12 protein-coding genes and 5 tRNA genes are annotated in these 16,536 nt (G+C 67.8%); all 17 read right to left on the bottom strand.

Features of this window, described 5'->3' with window-relative positions; all coding sequences use genetic code 11:
- Positions 1-51: 51 nt before the first annotated feature.
- The 17 genes from rpoC to LRF89_RS09765 all read right to left on the bottom strand — a co-directional run bounded on the left by rpoC (position 52) and on the right by LRF89_RS09765 (position 16,473).
- Entirely contained in the window at positions 52-4,344 is a 4,293-nt protein-coding gene (gene rpoC / locus LRF89_RS09845) for a DNA-directed RNA polymerase subunit beta' (RefSeq protein ID WP_201241649.1), read from the bottom strand.
- Positions 4,345-4,516: 172 nt separating this feature from the next.
- Positions 4,517-8,662, bottom strand: a complete 4,146-nt coding sequence (gene rpoB / locus LRF89_RS09840) for a DNA-directed RNA polymerase subunit beta (RefSeq protein ID WP_238637011.1) — start codon at positions 8,660-8,662, stop codon at positions 4,517-4,519.
- 215 nt (positions 8,663-8,877) lie between these two features.
- The gene (rplL, locus tag LRF89_RS09835) at positions 8,878-9,264 is read right to left on the bottom strand and encodes a 50S ribosomal protein L7/L12 (RefSeq protein ID WP_201169248.1); all 387 of its coding nucleotides are present in this window, start codon (positions 9,262-9,264) and stop codon (positions 8,878-8,880) included.
- A gap of 64 nt (positions 9,265-9,328) precedes the next feature.
- Positions 9,329-9,856, bottom strand: coding sequence for a 50S ribosomal protein L10 (rplJ, locus tag LRF89_RS09830; RefSeq protein ID WP_201169249.1), 528 nt, complete (start codon positions 9,854-9,856; stop codon positions 9,329-9,331).
- Between the two features lie 279 nt (positions 9,857-10,135).
- A complete protein-coding gene (gene rplA / locus LRF89_RS09825; RefSeq protein WP_238637010.1) occupies positions 10,136-10,831 on the bottom strand; it encodes a 50S ribosomal protein L1 in 696 nt (231 codons plus the stop codon).
- Between the two features lie 3 nt (positions 10,832-10,834).
- Positions 10,835-11,266, bottom strand: coding sequence for a 50S ribosomal protein L11 (gene rplK, locus LRF89_RS09820; protein ID WP_238637009.1), 432 nt, complete (start codon positions 11,264-11,266; stop codon positions 10,835-10,837).
- An 80-nt stretch (positions 11,267-11,346) separates the two neighbouring features.
- Complete coding sequence (gene nusG, locus LRF89_RS09815; protein WP_011813669.1) at positions 11,347-11,880, bottom strand: transcription termination/antitermination protein NusG; 534 nt, start codon at positions 11,878-11,880, stop codon at positions 11,347-11,349.
- A gap of 3 nt (positions 11,881-11,883) precedes the next feature.
- A complete protein-coding gene (gene secE, locus LRF89_RS09810; RefSeq protein ID WP_201169253.1) occupies positions 11,884-12,261 on the bottom strand; it encodes a preprotein translocase subunit SecE in 378 nt (125 codons plus the stop codon).
- A gap of 57 nt (positions 12,262-12,318) precedes the next feature.
- Positions 12,319-12,394, bottom strand: a tRNA-Trp gene (locus LRF89_RS09805).
- A 58-nt stretch (positions 12,395-12,452) separates the two neighbouring features.
- Positions 12,453-13,643: an elongation factor Tu gene (gene tuf / locus LRF89_RS09800; protein ID WP_238635713.1), complete on the bottom strand. Its 1,191-nt coding sequence runs from the start codon at positions 13,641-13,643 to the stop codon at positions 12,453-12,455.
- Positions 13,644-13,707: 64 nt separating this feature from the next.
- Positions 13,708-13,783 (bottom strand) — tRNA-Thr (locus LRF89_RS09795).
- A gap of 39 nt (positions 13,784-13,822) precedes the next feature.
- Positions 13,823-13,896: transfer RNA gene (locus tag LRF89_RS09790), tRNA-Gly, on the bottom strand.
- 63 nt (positions 13,897-13,959) lie between these two features.
- Positions 13,960-14,044: transfer RNA gene (locus LRF89_RS09785), tRNA-Tyr, on the bottom strand.
- Positions 14,045-14,092: 48 nt separating this feature from the next.
- Positions 14,093-14,168: transfer RNA gene (locus LRF89_RS09780), tRNA-Thr, on the bottom strand.
- Between the two features lie 21 nt (positions 14,169-14,189).
- Positions 14,190-14,732, bottom strand: coding sequence for a hypothetical protein (locus LRF89_RS09775; RefSeq protein ID WP_201169257.1), 543 nt, complete (start codon positions 14,730-14,732; stop codon positions 14,190-14,192).
- Complete coding sequence (locus LRF89_RS09770) at positions 14,732-15,499, bottom strand: type III pantothenate kinase (protein WP_201169260.1); 768 nt, start codon at positions 15,497-15,499, stop codon at positions 14,732-14,734. The genes LRF89_RS09775 and LRF89_RS09770 overlap by 1 nt, the downstream gene beginning before the upstream one ends.
- The gene (locus tag LRF89_RS09765) at positions 15,496-16,473 is read right to left on the bottom strand and encodes a biotin--[acetyl-CoA-carboxylase] ligase (protein WP_201169262.1); all 978 of its coding nucleotides are present in this window, start codon (positions 16,471-16,473) and stop codon (positions 15,496-15,498) included. Before LRF89_RS09765 ends, LRF89_RS09770 begins: the two co-directional genes overlap by 4 nt.
- Between the last annotated feature and the right edge of the window lie 63 nt (positions 16,474-16,536).

The raw sequence follows: 16,536 nt of genomic DNA, 5'->3' as shown, positions 1-16,536 counted from the left end.
ACGCCCCGGGACCACCCCGGGGCGCACGGCTTGCGTTGCGGTTGCTCGGGGCTATTCGGCCTCGGGCCCGGCCTCCTCGCCGGAGGGACCGGAATCCGCGCCTTCGCCCTGACCGAGCGAGGCGAAGACCTCCTCGGCCTGCTGCTCCGGCGTCGCCACCGGACCGGGGGCCTCCTGGCGCCGCGCGGCGTGGTAGGCGAATCCGGTGCCCGCCGGGATGAGCCGGCCGACGATGACGTTCTCCTTCAGGCCACGCAGGTCGTCTCGGATGCCGCGGGTCGCAGCCTCGGTGAGCACCCGGGTGGTCTCCTGGAAGGAGGCCGCCGAGATGAACGACTCGGTGGACAGCGACGCCTTGGTGATGCCCAGCAGCGACGGCTCCCATTGGGCCGGCTGCTTGCTCTGCGCCTCGAGCCGCTCGTTCTCTTCGAGCAGCTTGGCCCGGTCGACCTGCTCGCCCTTGAGGTAGAGCGAATCGCCCGGGTCGGAGACGATGGTCTTGCGCAGCATCTGGCGGACGATCACCTCGATGTGCTTGTCGTTGATGCCCACGCCCTGGAGGCGGAAGACGTCCTGGATCTCCTGGACGATGTACTCGGCAAGCTTGGTCACGCCGAGCAGCCGCAGGATGTCGTGGGGGTTGGGCTCGCCATCGGCGATGGTCTCGCCCTTCTCCACGTGCTCGCCCTCGAAGACGGTGACGTTCCGCCACTTGGGGATGAGCTCCTCGTGGGTCTCGCCGTCGGCCTTGGTGATGATCAGCCGCTGCTTGCCCTTGGTCTCCTTGCCGAAGCCGACGGTGCCGGAGGCCTCGGCGAGGATCGCCGGCTCCTTGGGCTTACGCGCCTCGAACAGGTCGGCCACCCGCGGCAGACCGCCGGTGATGTCACGGGTCTTGGACGCCTCCTGCGGGATGCGCGCCAGGGCGTCACCCACGCGGACTTCGGCGTTGTCCTCCAGCGAGACAATGGCACCAGCCGGCAAGTAGTAGTGGGCCGGGATCTGCGTGCCGGCGATGTTCAAGTCGTTGCCGTCGCCGTCGACGAGCTTGATCATCGGGCGCAGGTCCTTGTAGGCGACCCGCTCCTCGGTGACCTTGCCGTTGGCGTCGGTGACCTGGCGCTTGTGCTCGCCGGTCCCGCGACTCTTCGGATCGGTGACCACGAGGCTCGACAGGCCGGTGACCTCGTCGACCTCACGCTGCACGGTGACCCCCTCGACGAAGTCGTGGAAGCGGACGTACCCGTCCACCTCGGTGACGATCGGGTGGGTGTGGGGGTCCCAGTTGGCCACCACCTGGCCGGCCTCGACGGGATCCTCGTCGCCGACGCTCAGCACGGCGCCGTAGGGGATCTTGTAGCGCTCGCGCTCGCGGCCGTACTCGTCCATGACGGTGAGCTCACCGGAGCGAGAGACGGCCACATAGCTGCCGGAGTGGTGCTGCACGGTCTTGATGTTGTGCAGCCGCGCCTTGCCGGTATTGCGCACCTCCACCTGGGAGACGGCGGCCGCCCGCGAGGCGGCACCGCCGATGTGGAAGGTGCGCATGGTCAGCTGCGTGCCAGGCTCGCCGATGGACTGCGCGGCGATGACGCCGACGGCCTCGCCGATGTTGACGCCATGGCCACGGGCCAGGTCACGGCCGTAGCACTTGGCGCAGACGCCGTGGCGGGTCTCGCAGGTGACCGCAGAGCGGACCTTGATCTCGTCCACACCCATCCGCTCAAGGCGCTCGACCCAGTCCTCGTCGAGCAACGTGCCGGCCTCGACGGCGATCTCGGTGCTGCCGGGCACCGCCACGTCCTCGGCCACGACGCGGCCGAGCACCCGCTCGGCGAGGGTCTCGACGACGTCCCCGCCCTCGATGATCGGGGTCTGCACGAGGCCATCGGTGGTGCCGCAGTCTTCCTCGGTGACCACCAGGTCCTGCGAGACGTCCACCAGGCGGCGGGTCAGGTAGCCGGAGTTGGCCGTCTTGAGCGCCGTATCGGCCAGGCCCTTCCGGGCGCCGTGGGTGGAGATGAAGTACTGCAGGACGTTGAGGCCCTCGCGGAAGTTGGCCGTGATCGGCGTCTCGATGATCGAACCGTCGGGTTTGGCCATCAGGCCGCGCATGCCGGCGAGCTGGCGGATCTGCGCGGCCGAGCCACGGGCACCGGAGTCCGCCATGATGAAGATGGAGTTCAGGGACTTCTGCTCGGTCTCGTTGCCCTCGGCATCGATGACCGTCTCCTTGCCCATCTTCTCCATCATGGCGCCGGCGACCTGGTCGTTGGTGTGCGCCCAGATGTCGACGACCTTGTTGTAACGCTCGCCGCTGGTAACGAGCCCGGAGGCGTACTGGTCCTCGATCTCGCGGACCTCCTCCTCGGCCGAGCGCAGGGCCTCCTCCTTGTCCGTAGGCACCTCCATGTCGTCAACGCCGATGGAGACGCCGGCCTTGGTGGAGTAGAAGAAGCCTGTGTACATCAGCTGGTCGGCGAAGATGACAGTGCCCTTGAGGCCGACGCGGCGGTAGCAAGCGTTAACCAGCCCGGAGATGCCCTTCTTGTCGAGCTCGCGGTCGACGGCCTCGAAGGGCAGGCCGTCAGGGACGATGTCGAACAGCAGGGCACGCCCGATGGTGGTCTGCCGGCGTTGAACGCGCTCGACCAGCTCACCGGTGTCGTCGAAGACGCGCTCGCGGACACGCACCTCGATCCGCGCACCGAGTTCGGCGGCGCCGGTCTGGTAGGCGCGGTGGACCTCTTCGACACCGGACAGCCGCATCCCCTCACCGCGGGCGTTCACGCGCTCGCGGGTCATGTAGTAGATGCCCAGCACCACGTCCTGGGAGGGGACGATGATCGGCTCCCCCGAGGCCGGCGAGAGGATGTTGTTGGTGGACATCATCATCGCCCGCGACTCGAGCTGCGCCTCGAGCGACAGCGGCACGTGCACCGCCATCTGGTCGCCGTCGAAGTCGGCGTTGTAGGCGGTGCACACCAGCGGGTGGAGCTGGATGGCCTTGCCCTCGATGAGCACCGGCTCGAAGGCCTGGATGCCGAGGCGGTGGAGCGTCGGTGCGCGGTTGAGCAGCACCGGATGCTCGCGGATGACCTCGTCGAGGATGTCCCAGACCTCGCCGGTCTCACGCTCGACCATCTTCTTGGCCGCCTTGATGGTGGTGGCCAGGCCGCGGCGCTGCAGCTTGGAGAAGATGAACGGCTTGAACAGCTCCAGCGCCATGCGCTTGGGCAGGCCACACTGGTGCAGGCGCAGCGTCGGGCCGACCACGATCACGGAACGGCCGGAGTAGTCGACGCGCTTGCCCAGCAGGTTCTGCCGGAAGCGCCCCTGCTTGCCCTTGATCATGTCGGCCAGGGACTTGAGCGGGCGCTTGTTGGTGCCGGTGATCGCCCGGCCGCGGCGGCCGTTGTCGAGCAGGGCGTCGACGGACTCCTGGAGCATGCGCTTCTCGTTGCGCACGATGATGTCCGGTGCGGCCAGCTCCAACAGCCGCTTGAGGCGGTTGTTGCGGTTGATCACCCGCCGGTACAGATCGTTGAGATCCGAGGTGGCGAAGCGACCGCCGTCGAGCGGCACCAGCGGGCGCAGGTCCGGCGGCAGGACCGGCAGGACGGTCATGATCAGCCACTCGGGCTTGTTGCCGGACTCGAGGAACGCCTCGAGCAGCTTGAGCCGCTTGGACAGGCGCTTGATCTTGGACTCGGAACCGGTGGCCTCGATGTCGTCACGCAGCCGGCGCGCCTCGGCCTCCAGGTCCATGCCCTTGAGGATCTCGAGCACCGCCTCGGCACCCATGCGGGCGTCGAACTCGTCGCCGTGCTCCTCGACGGCCTCGAGGTACTGCTCGTCGGTCAGCAACTGCCCCTGCTCGAGCGGGGTCATGCCGGGCTCAATGACGATGTACGCCTCGAAGTAGAGCACCCGCTCGACGTCGCGCAGGGTCATGTCCAGCAGCAGGCCGATGCGCGACGGCAGGCTCTTGAGGAACCAGATGTGGGCCACCGGACTGGCCAGGTCGATATGGCCCATGCGCTCGCGGCGCACCTTGGCGACGGTCACCTCGACACCGCACTTCTCGCAGACCACGCCCCGGTGCTTGAGCCGCTTGTACTTGCCGCACAGGCACTCGTAGTCCTTCACCGGGCCGAAGATCTTGGCGCAGAAGAGCCCGTCGCGCTCCGGCTTGAAGGTGCGGTAGTTGATGGTCTCCGGCTTCTTGACCTCGCCGTAGGACCAGGAACGGATCATCTCGGGCGATGCCAGCCCGATACGGATCGCGTCGAAGTCCTCCAGCTGAGCACCCGGCTGCTTGAAAAGGTTGAGAAGATCTCTCATGTCTGCTGCCCGCTCGCGCGTTGATCTCAGGTCGCCGCCGCTAGCCCGGCGGCTCGGACCCCGGGGCATCGGCCCCGGGCATCTGAATCGGTACGCCAGCGCTCAAGCGACGTCCGGCCACGGCCCCCGAAGGTCACCGCGGCCGCCGCACGCCCGGCGCTGAGCGCCGCTGTCAGTCGTCCCTCTCCAGTTCGATGTTGATGCCCAGGGAACGGATCTCCTTGACCAGGACGTTAAACGACTCCGGCATACCGGCCTCCATGCGGTGATCCCCGTCGACGATGTTCTTGTACATCTTGGTCCGGCCACTGACGTCGTCGGACTTGACGGTGAGCATCTCCTGCAGGGTGTACGCCGCACCGTAAGCCTCCAGGGCCCAGACCTCCATCTCGCCGAAGCGCTGACCACCGAACTGCGCCTTGCCGCCCAGCGGCTGCTGGGTGACCAGCGAGTACGGCCCGGTGGCGCGGGCGTGAACCTTGTCGTCGACCAGGTGGTTGAGCTTGAGCATGTACATGTAGCCCACCGTCACCGGCCGGTCGAAGGCATCGCCGGTGCGCCCGTCGTAGAGCGTGGTCTGACCCGACTCGGGCAGGCCGGCGAGCTTCAGCCAGCGCTTGATCTCCGCCTCGTTGGCGCCGTCGAACACCGGCGAGGCCACGGGCACGCCGCCGCTCAGGTTGCGGCAGAGCTCATGGAGTTCGGCCTCGGTGAGCGTCTCGAGTTCCTCCTTGCGCCCGGAGGCGTTGTAGATCTCGGAGAGGTAGCCGCGCAGCTCCTCGGCCTGGGCCTGCTGCTCGAGCATCTGCCCGATCTGGTGGCCGAGCCCACGTGCCGCCCAACCGAGGTGGGTCTCGAGCACCTGCCCGACGTTCATCCGCGACGGGACACCGAGCGGCGACAGGACGACCTCCACCGGCGTGCCGTCGTCCATGAAGGGCATGTCCTCTTCGGGGACGATCATGGAGATCACGCCCTTGTTGCCGTGGCGGCCGGCGAACTTGTCGCCGGGCTGCAGGCGGCGCTTGACGGCCAGATGGACCTTGACGGTCTTGAGCACGCCCGGAGAGAGGTCGTCACCGGCCGTGATCTTCTCCTTCTTCTCCTGGAAGCGACGCTCGAAGCGGTCGTTCTGGGTCTCCAGCTGGTGGCGCACGGCCTCGAGCTGCTGGTTGACCTCCTCGTCGCGCATGCGGATCTCGAACCAGCGCTCACGCGGCAGGTCCTGCAGATACGCCTCGGTGACCTCGGCGCCGCTGCCCAGCCCCTTGGGACCGCCCTCGGCAACCTTGCCGACGAGCAGCTTCTCGAGCCGAGCGTAGGCGTCGTCCTCGAAGATGCGCTTCTCGTCGTCGAGGTCCTTGCGCACCCGGGCAATCTCCTCGCGCTCGATGGCGCGGGCGCGCTCGTCCTTCTCGACGCCGTCGCGGGTGAAGACCTGGACGTCGATGACGGTGCCGTCCATGCCGGTGGGCACACGCAGCGAGGTGTCCTTCACGTCGGAGGCCTTCTCACCGAAGATCGCCCGCAGCAGCTTCTCCTCCGGCGTCAGCTGGGTCTCGCCCTTGGGCGTGACCTTGCCGACGAGGATGTCACCGGCCTTGACCTCCGCACCGATGTAGACGATGCCCGACTCATCGAGGCGGGAAAGGGCCGACTCGGAGACGTTGGGGATGTCGGCGGTGATCTCCTCACTGCCGAGCTTGGTGTCCCGGGCGACGCAGGTCAGCTCCTCGATGTGGACGGAGGTGTAGCGATCCTCCTTGACCAGCTTCTCGGAGATGAGGATCGAGTCCTCGAAGTTGTAGCCATTCCAAGGCATGAAGGCGACGAGCATGTTCTGGCCCAGGGCCAGCTCGCCCATGTCCGTGGACGGCCCGTCCGCCAGGGCGTCGCCCCGGGCGACGTGATCGCCGACGTGTACCAGCGGCTTCTGGCTGAAGCAGGTGTTCTGGTTGGAACGGGTGTACTTGGTCAGGCTGTAGATGTCGACGCCCGGCTCGCCCGGGGTGGTCTCGTCGTCGTCGACGCGCACGACGATCCGGCTCGAGTCGACCTGCTCGACGACGCCGCCGCGCTCGGCGGTGACGATGACGCCGGAGTCACGGGCGACGGTGCGCTCCATGCCGGTGCCCACCAGCGGCTTGTCGGCACGCAGCGTCGGCACGGCCTGGCGCTGCATGTTCGCACCCATCAGCGCGCGGTTGGCGTCGTCGTGCTCGAGGAACGGCACCAGCGAGGCGGCCACCGACACGATCTGGCGCGGCGAGACGTCCATGTACTGGACGCGGTCCGCCGTGGCCATGGTGAACTCGTTCTGGTGACGGCACGAGATCAGGTCGTCGGCAAGGTGGCCGTTCTCGTCCACGCGGGCGTTGGCCTGCGCGATGACGTAGCGCGACTCCTCGATCGCCGAGAGGTACTCCACCTGATCGGTGACCTGACCGTCGACGACCTTGCGGTAGGCGGTCTCGAGAAAGCCGTAGCGGTTGGCCTGGGCGTAGACGGCCAGCGAGTTGATCAGGCCGATGTTCGGCCCCTCCGGCGTCTCGATCGGGCAGACGCGACCGTAGTGGGTCGGGTGCACGTCACGGACCTCGAAGCCCGCCCGCTCGCGGGTCAGGCCGCCGGGGCCCAGTGCCGAGATGCGCCGTTTGTGGGTCACCTCGGAGAGCGGGTTGTTCTGGTCCATGAACTGCGACAGCTGCGAGGAGCCGAAGAACTCCTTGATGGCCGCGGCCACCGGCTTCGCGTTGATCAGCTCCTGGGGCATCAGCCCCTCGCTCTCAGCCAGGGAGAGGCGCTCCTTGACGGCACGCTCGACGCGCACCAAGCCGACTCGGAAGACATTCTCGGCCATCTCACCGACGGAGCGCACGCGGCGGTTGCCCAGGTGGTCGATGTCGTCGACCTGGCCGTTGCCGTTGCGGATGTCGATCAGCTCGCGGAGCACGTCGAGGATATCGGAGCTCTCGCCGTAACGCTCGAGCAGGTCAGCGGCGTCCCTGTCCTCGTTGCCGAGGCCCGCGAAGTACTTGCCGTCGAAGAGGATGCCCGGGCCACGGACCTCGTCGCGGCCGACGCGCAGGTTGAACTTCATCCGCCCCACCGGCGACAGATCGTAGCGGTCGCTGGTGAAGAACAGGGTGTGGAAGAGGTTCTCCGCGGCGTCCTTGGTCGGCGGCTCGCCGGGACGCATCATGCGGTAGATCTCGACCAGCGCCTCCATCTGGCTGCGGGTGGCGTCGGCAGCCAGGGTGGTGGACATGTACGGGCCGCGGTCGAGGTCGTTGACGAACAGCGTCTCGATCTCGCGGATGCCGGCGTCGAAGAACGACTGGGTGATCTCCGGCGTCAGCGTAGCGTTGGCCTCGGCGAGGAGCTCGCCGGTGGCCGGGTCGACGACGTCGTGGGCGAGGATCTTGCCGGTGAGGTAGTCCTCGGGCACCTCGAGCTGCTCGACGCCGGACTTCTGCAGCTGCTTGACGTGCCGCGCAGTGACCCGCCGGCCCGACTCGACGATGGTCTCGCCGCCGGCGACGATATCGAAGCTGGCGGTCTCGCCGCGCAGGCGCTCAGGCACCAGATCGAGCACGACCTTGTTGCCGCTGCCCAGGTGGAAGCGGTCGGTATCGAAGAAGGCGTAGAGCATCTCCTCGGGCGTGTAGCCGAGGGCACGCAGCAGGATCGTCGCCGGCAGCTTTCGCCGGCGGTCGATGCGCACGTAGATCGTGTCCTTGGGGTCGAACTCGAAGTCGAGCCAAGAGCCGCGGTACGGGATGACGCGCGCCGAGAAGAGCAGCTTGCCGGAGGAGTGGCTCTTGCCCTTGTCGTGGTCGAAGAAGACACCCGGCGAGCGGTGGAGCTGGTTGACGATCACGCGCTCGGTGCCGTTGACCACGAAGGTGCCGGTGGAGGTCATCAGGGGCATCTCGCCCATGTAGACCTCCTGCTCCTTGATGTCCTTGACGCCGCCGCCCTCCTTGTCATAGAGCGCCAGACGCACCAGCATGCGCAGCGGCGCGGCGTAGGTCAGCCCACGGCTCTGGCACTCCTTGACGTCGAACGGCGGGTCGCCGATGCGGTACGAGACGTACTGCAGTTCGGCGTTCCCGGAGTGGCTCTGGATCGGGAAGACCGACCGGAACGCGCCCTCGAGGCCTACCTCGGTGTCGCGCTCGTCTTCGCTGACCTCGTCCTGCAGGAACTGCCGGTACGAGTCGACCTGGGTCGCCAGCAGGTAGGGGACATCGAGGATATTCGGGAGCTTCCCGAAGTCCTTGCGGATGCGCTTCTTCTCGGTGAACGAATAGGCCATCGGGCTTCCTCAGCGCTTGAGCAGCTTCTCGAACCAGACCGCGGATTCCCGCGGACAGCGTTGCCAAAGGGACCGCTCCGGGCGTAACGTTGCCTTGTCAGGCGCCCCGAAGGGTCTCTGCGTTATTCGGTGATGCAGTATCAACAGGCGAAGGCCGGCGGCCTCCCGGCCGCCAGCCCGCGCTTACATCCGCTTGGACGGTTGCTCGGTCCAGCTCACTTGAGCTCGACGCTCGCCCCCGCCTCTTCCAGCTTGGCCTTGATGTCGTCGGCCTCTTCCTTGGAGGCGCCTTCCTTGATCGGCGCGGGGCAGCCCTCGACGACCTCCTTCGCCTCCTTCAGGCCCAGGCCGGTCACGCCGCGCACGGCCTTGATGACGCCGACCTTGTTGTCGCCGTGGGAGCTGAGGATCACGTCGAACTCGGTCTGCTCCTCGGCGGCGGCGCCCTCGTCGCCGCCACCACCGCCGGCAGCGGGCGCAGCGGCCACGGCCGCGGCCGCGGTGACGCCGAACTTCTCTTCCATCGCCTCGATGAGCTCCACGACCTCCATGACGCTCATGTTGGCAATGGACTCAAGGATCTCGTCTTTCGAAGCGGCCATCTGTGTCTCTCCTATTCAGTAATCAGCGAGTGGACCCCTGCGGGTCCGGTGGCGTATGGCCAGGTCAGGCAGCCTGCTTGGCGTCGCGCACGGCGGCCAGGGTCCGCACCAGCTTGCCCGGCACCTCGTTGGTGGTGGTGGCGAGCTTCTGGACCGGGGCACGCATGGTCGCCATGAGCTTCGACAGGGCCTCATCGCGGGTCGGCAGGCTGGCCAGCCGCTCGAGGTGCTCGGCACCGTACAGCGTGCCGCCGAACGCCACGTTGCGCACGACCAGCGCCTCGTTCTTCTTGCGGTAGTCGCGCACCAGACGCGCCGCCGCACCCGGGTCGTCCTGCGAGAACGCCAGCAGGAGCGGCCCGTAGAAGCCCTCGGTCATGCATTCAAAGTCGGTGCCGGCCACTGCCCGCCGGGCCAGGGTGTTCTTGACCACGCGGAGGTAGACGCCCTGCTCACGCGCCTGGGCGCGCAGCTCGTCCATCTCCCCGGCAGTCAGGCCCCGGTACTCGGCGGAGACCGCGGTCAGGGCCTCTTGGGCCACCGCAGCCACCTCCTGCACCATCGCCTTTTTCTGCTCCAGACTCAGTCCCATCGTCTGTCTCCTGGGAAGGTTGATCTCCTCGGAAGTCGCCTCCCGGGAGCCGATGGTGCGCACCCCGTGGTTGGGATACGCGAATCGACTCTCTCGAGTCGGCTTCACGGTGGCGAAGTGCAGGCTCCTCGCTTGCGCCACCGTCTACGCAGGCGGGTCTCCCCTTTAAGCCCCGCAGGGCACCGGCGGTCTCGGACGGCTGTCGCTGTCAGACAGCCGGGCCGGCCTCCGTGCCGGCCAGGTCCGGCGGGCCGCAGCACGGCCCGCCAAGGTTCCGGATCACACTCCGAGGGTGCCCTTATCGACGCGGACACCGGCGCCCATGGTCGAGGACACGGTGACCTGCTTGATGTAGACACCCTTGGAGGTGCTCGGCTTGAGCTTGTTCAGGTCGGCCAGCAGCGCGTCCAGGTTCTCGCGCAGGGCCTGGTCGTCGAAGTTGGCGCGCCCGATCGCGGAGTGGATCACGCCCCCCCGATCGGTGCGGTACCGCACCTGCCCGGCCTTGGCGTTGCGCACGGCGCCTGCGACGTCGGCGGAGACGGTGCCGGTCTTCGGGTTGGGCATCAGCCCGCGCGGGCCGAGGACCGGACCGAGCTTGCCGACCACCCCCATGGCGTCCGGCGAGGCGATCACCACGTCGTAGTCGAGCTCGCCGCCCTGCATGCGCTCGGCCAAGTCGTCCATGCCGACGGCGTCGGCACCCTCGGCCTGCGCGGCGTCGGCGTTCTCGCCCTGGGCGAAGACGGCCACGCGCATCGACTTACCGGTACCGTTGGGCAGCACCGTGGAGCCGCGGACGATCTGATCCGACTTGCGGGGATCGACGCCGAGGTTAACCGCAACGTCGATGCTCTCGGGGAAGCGCGCCGTGGCCAGCTCCTTCACCAGAGCCAGCGCCTCGTCCACCGGATAGGCTTGGTTGCGGTCCACGCGCTCGCGAATCTGCTTCTGCCGCTTGGTCAGCTTGGCCATGGCTTAGACCCCCTCCACGTCGATGCCCATGCTCCGCGCGGTACCGGCGATGGAGCGCACCGCCGCGTCCATGTCGGAGGCGTTCAGGTCCGGCCACTTGGTCCGGGCGATCTCCTCGAGCTGATCGCGCTGGACGGTGCCGACCTTCTTGGTGTTCGGCGTGCCCGAGCCGCCCTTGGCGCCAATGGCCTTGAGCAGCAGGATCGCGGCCGGCGGGGTCTTGGTAACAAAGGTAAAGCTGCGATCGGAGTGGACCGTGATCACCACCGGGATCGGCAGGCCGGCCTCCATCTCCTGGGTCTGGGCGTTGAACGCCTTGCAGAACTCCATGATGTTCAGGCCGTGCTGACCGAGAGCGGGACCCACCGGCGGGCTCGGGTTGGCCTGCCCGGCAGGGACCTGCAGCTTGATATAAGCTTCGATCTTCTTCGCCATGCTTGCGTGCTCCTGTCACGGGTGCGAACGCCGGGTGAGGGCTCCCCGTGGGGTGAGACGCGCCGGTCGGCGCGTCGCGGTTACGTTTTCTCGACTTGGCTAAACTCGAGCTCGACGGGCGTGGAGCGGCCGAAGATCAGCACCGCAACACGCAGGCGGCTCTTCTCGTAGTTGACCTCTTCCACGGCGCCGTTGAAGTCGGTGAAGGGACCGTCGGTGACCCGCACGATCTCGCCGACCTCGAAAAGAACCTTGGGGCGAGGCTTCTCCGCGCCCTCCCGGACCCGGCTAAGGATCTGCTCGGCCTCGCGATCGGAGATGGGCGCGGGGCGATCGGGCCGCCCGCCAATAAAGCCCATGACCCGAGGCACCTCTTTAACCAGGTGCCAGGTGTCGTCGTCGAGCTCCATTTGCACGAGGACGTAGCCCGGGAAGAACTTGCGCTCACTCTTGCGCTTCTGCCCCTCGCGCATCTCGACGACTTCCTCGGTGGGCACGAGGATCTCACCGAACTTGTCCTCCATGCCCGCGCGCCGTATGCGCTCCTGGAGGGAACGCTGGACCTGCTTTTCAAAGCCCGAGTAGGCGTGGATTACATACCAGCGCAGTGCCATGGATCAGCCTCCGTGGCCGGTGATCATGCCGACCAGCCAAAGCAGGAGCAGGTCCATCAGCCAGAGGAAGATCGCCACGATGATCACCACCGCGGCGACAATCAGCGTGGTCTGCAGGGTCTCCTGCCGGGTAGGCCAGACGACCTTGCGCACCTCCTGCTTGGCCCCCTGGGCGAACGACCAGACATTCCGCCCCTGCGCGGTGGTGGCAAGGATGGCGACGGATACGCCGACAACGGCCAGCAGGCCGGCGACCCGATAGAGGAGCGGCTCGTCACCGAAGACGTAGAACCCGGCCACGGCCCCGAGCGCGAGAGCGATGGCTACGACCCACTTAACGACGTCAAGCGGGGATTTCGCAGTCTCTGCCTTTGACTTCATGGACCCTGCTACCGAAGCGGTCCGGCGAGCCATGCCCGCCGGACCGCGTCGTGAAGTTGGCAGGCCAGGAGGGACTCGAACCCCCAACCTGCGGTTTTGGAGACCGCTGCTCTGCCAATTGAGCTACTGGCCTGGTGTTTGATGACCTGAGGGTGCGGAGTTATACCACCCACACCCCCGGTCTGGCAAGATCAGTCGATGATCTTGGAGACGACGCCGGCGCCGACGGTGCGGCCGCCCTCGCGGATCGCGAAGCGCAGGCCGTCCTCCATGGCGATCGGGGCGATCAGCTGAACCGTCATCTTGACGTTATCGCCCGGCATCACCATCTCGGTGCCCTCCGGCAGCGTCACCGTACCCGTGACGTCCGTCGTCCGGAAGTAGAACTGCGGACGGTAGCCGTTGAAAAACGGCGTGTGCCGGCCACCCTCGTCCTTGCTCAGGACGTACACCTCGGCCTCGAAGTGCGTGTGCGGCGTGATCGACTTCGGCTTGCACAGCACCTGGCCACGCTCGACGTCGTCGCGCTTGATCCCGCGCAGCAGCGCACCGATGTTGTCACCCGCCTCGCCCTGGTCGAGCAACTTGCGGAACATCTCGACGCCGGTGCAGGTCGTCTTGCGCGTCTCGGTGATGCCGACGATCTCGACCTCTTCACCGACCTTGATCACACCGCGCTCGACCCGGCCGGTGACCACCGTGCCGCGACCCGAGATGGAGAAGACGTCCTCGATCGGCATCAGGAAGTCGCCGTCAACCGGACGCTCCGGCTGCGGGATGTGCTCGTCCATGGCCTCGACGAGCTTGATGATCGCCGGACGCCCCATCTCCGAGTCGTCGCCCTCGAGCGCCTTCAGCGCCGAGCCGGTGACCACCGGGATGTTGTCACCGTCGAAGTCGTAGTCGCTCAGCAGCTCGCGGACCTCCATCTCGACGAGCTCGAGCAGCTCGGCGTCGTCGACCATGTCGGCCTTGTTCAGGAAGACCACGATCGCCGGGACACCGACCTGACGGGCGAGCAGGATGTGCTCACGCGTCTGCGGCATCGGGCCGTCGGCGGCGGAGACCACCAGGATCGAGCCGTCCATCTGCGCCGCGCCGGTGATCATGTTCTTCACGTAGTCGGCGTGACCCGGGCAGTCGACGTGGGCGTAGTGGCGGCTCTCCGACTCGTACTCCACGTGCGCGGTGGCGATCGTGATGCCGCGGGCACGCTCCTCCGGCGCGTTGTCGATCTGATCGAACGCACGGGCGTCACCGCCGTGAGCCTCGGCGAGCACCTTGGTCAGGGCCGCAGTCAGCGTCGTCTTGCCATGGTCCACGTGACCGATGGTGCCGACGTTGATGTGCGGCTTCTTGCGCTCGAACTTTTCCTTGGACATGGACGGCTTCTCCCCGTGTTCGCTGATGTTTTGACAGGGCGTCTGCGTGTTGCGCCGTGAAAAATGGAGCCCATAACCGGACTCGAACCGGTGACCTCTTCCTTACCAAGGAAGTGCTCTACCTGCTGAGCTATATGGGCCCGCTGAACTGGCTATGCCGCCTGCGGCGGCCAACTGCCTGGAGCGGGTGATGGGAATCGAACCCACGTCATCAGCTTGGAAGGCTGAGGTTCTACCACTGAACTACACCCGCAGAACCCAAACGCCGTCGTTCGTACCCGCTGCCCGCCCGCCGGCGTGGCGCCGCTTTTCTGTCTGGTGGAGGGGGGAGGATTCGAACCTCCGAAGGCTAAGCCAGCAGATTTACAGTCTGCCCCCGTTGGCCGCTTGGGTACCCCTCCGGATACAGGATGCGAAATTATGCAGATCCGTCCGGATTCTGTCAACGCTGGAGCTGGCGACAGGATTCGAACCTGCGACCCGCTGCTTACAAGGCAGCCGCTCTACCAACTGAGCTACGCCAGCCCAATCACCGGAGCATCGTAATCACCATTGGAGCGCATCGCAATGCACCGGGCGCCACAAGGTCCCGAAACGGACCACCGACAGGCGCGATGCGGGGGCGCGCACGACCACGCGGGCCGTGGTACGGGTGCGGTAGACGGGCTCGACGGTGGTCTCGATCCCGACCCGGGCGAGATTCGCGGCACGGCGATCGGCCTCGACGCGCTTCCGGTGGGTGCCGTAGGAGACGGTGGGCCGGCCGTCGGCGCCACGGGCCAGGGCGGCGCTGAAGCCCGCCCCCTCCGCGGTCCGGATCCGCTCACGGGCGCGATCCAGGCGCAAACGCTGCGGTGCGGCCACCCGGTAGCCGACCTGCTTCTCGTGGACCCCCTCCTCGCTGCCGGCGATGTAGCCGCGCTGGCGCAGGCTGGCCACCAGCTGCACGGCCCGCTGCCGGTCCGCTGTCCACGGCGTGGCGTAGCAGCCCGCCTCGCTCTCTCCGCGCGGGACAAGCTCCAAGGCCGGGGCCGGCCCAGGCAGCGTCAGCAGCAGCGCAACCGGCAGCAGCCAGCGGCGAGCGAACATCAACGCGGGGCCTCGTGGGTACTCCAGTGCAGCAGACCCTCCAGCACCAAGTGGGGCCGGTGACACCAGCCCGGCCCGAGCGCCGGAGCGAGTTCGTCGGCGCCGCCGCCGGTGAGCAGCCGTTGCGAGCCGTCCGGGCAGGCGGCCAGAATCGCCTCGGCCAGAGCGGCGACGGCGGCCGGGGTGCCAACACCGATACCGGCGCGGATCCCGTCGGCGGTGGAGCACGCTGGCAGCTCCGGGCTGGCCGCCGGGCCGGGATCGGGCAATCGGGCAGTGCCCCGGGCCAACGCTTCGTGGAGCAGGCGCAGACCCGGGTAGATGGCGCCGCCGACGTGTCGCCCGTCGGCGTCGAGGCCATCGACGGTGATGGCGGTGCCGATATCGACGATGCAGGCCCCGCCGGGGCTTCTGGCCCGCGCGCCGATGAGCGCGGCCCAGCGGTCGACACCGAGCTGCTCCGGTCGGTGGTAGGCGTTGATGACGCCGGCCGCACTCGCGGTGCTGGCCAGGTGGTGGACCGGTACGGGCCAAGCGCGCTGGAGCGCAGCGTCGAGCTCACGCTGCCAGGCGCGGGAGAGCACGCTGGCGACACAAATGCGTGCGGGCGCCGCGGCGTCGCCAAGGCCATCCCGCAACGCCGAGACGACGCCTTCGGGCCCGGAGGCTTCGGCATAGGCCAGCCGTCCGGTCCGCCACGGGGCGGGAGCGGGCGGAACCGCGGCCCACTTGACCGCACTGTTGCCGAGATCGAGGAGCAGCTTCATGATGCGCTCCGGTGCAGGTGCGCCTCGCCGCTGGCGAAACAGGCCAGGCCGCGCTCGGTCTCCACACGCAACCGACCGTGCTCATCAATCCCCCGGGCCACGCCGCTGGTCGTGCGTCCGCTGCCCTCTAGGTGCACGGTCCGGCCGGCAAGGGCATCCACTGCCTCCCATCCGACGAGCAGCGGGGCCAGGCCGTCGCGCTCGAAGCGCCGCGCGCCAACGGCCACCCACGCCGCCACCGAGCCGGCCAGTGTCGAGCGTTCGGTGCCCGGCACCTGCGCGTCGGTGATTGCGCCGGGCGACAGCCCCCGGTGATCGGTGGCCGCCGGCACATAGCGGTTGAGCCCGACCCCGATCACCACCCGACAGGGGCCCAGAGGGTCACCACGCAGTTCGGTGAGAATGCCGCCGATCTTGCGGCCGGCGACGAGCAGGTCGTTGGGCCACTTCACCTGAACCGGCACCCCCAGGGGGCGGAGCCTCTCAGCAAGCGACACCGCCACGCCCAAGGCCAGGGGGGCCGGCGGCTCGGGGACCGTCGCAAAGTCGTGGACCACTGAGAGATAGATGTTGCCGAGCGGAGACACCCAGGCCCGCCCCAGCCGCCCGCGCCCGGCACACTGCCCCTCAGCGAAGACGACCCCGGTGCCCCGCTCAGCGGTCTGCAAGGCGTGCTCGTTGGTGGATGCGGGGCGGTAGAGGCACTCGAAACGCGACGGGTCGGGGCCGCCGGCGGCCACCCAGGCCTGTCGCGCCCGTACCGCGTCGAGCGGGTCATAACCGCCGGGGATGCGGTAGCCGCGGCCACGTACGGCGTCGATGCGCAGTCCAGCCTGACGCAGGCGCGCCACGGCCCGGGCCACGCCGGCCCGTCCGATACCGAGCGCCTCGCCGAGCGCTGTCCCGGAGGCGAAGCGCCCGTCGCTCAGTGTGCGCAGGAGCCGGGTCTCTGTGTTCTGATCCAGGTGTTGCACGGCCTCGGTACCCCGTCCCAACCTTGCCGGCGTGGTATACTGTACCCTTATACCGAAGACCCT

It is taken from the genome of Halorhodospira sp. 9621 (genome assembly GCF_022228055.1).
Classification (GTDB): Bacteria; Pseudomonadota; Gammaproteobacteria; order Nitrococcales; family Halorhodospiraceae; genus Halorhodospira; species Halorhodospira halophila_A.
Note: the sequence above shows the minus strand (reverse complement) of the source record. Positions and strands in the feature narration are given on the sequence as shown.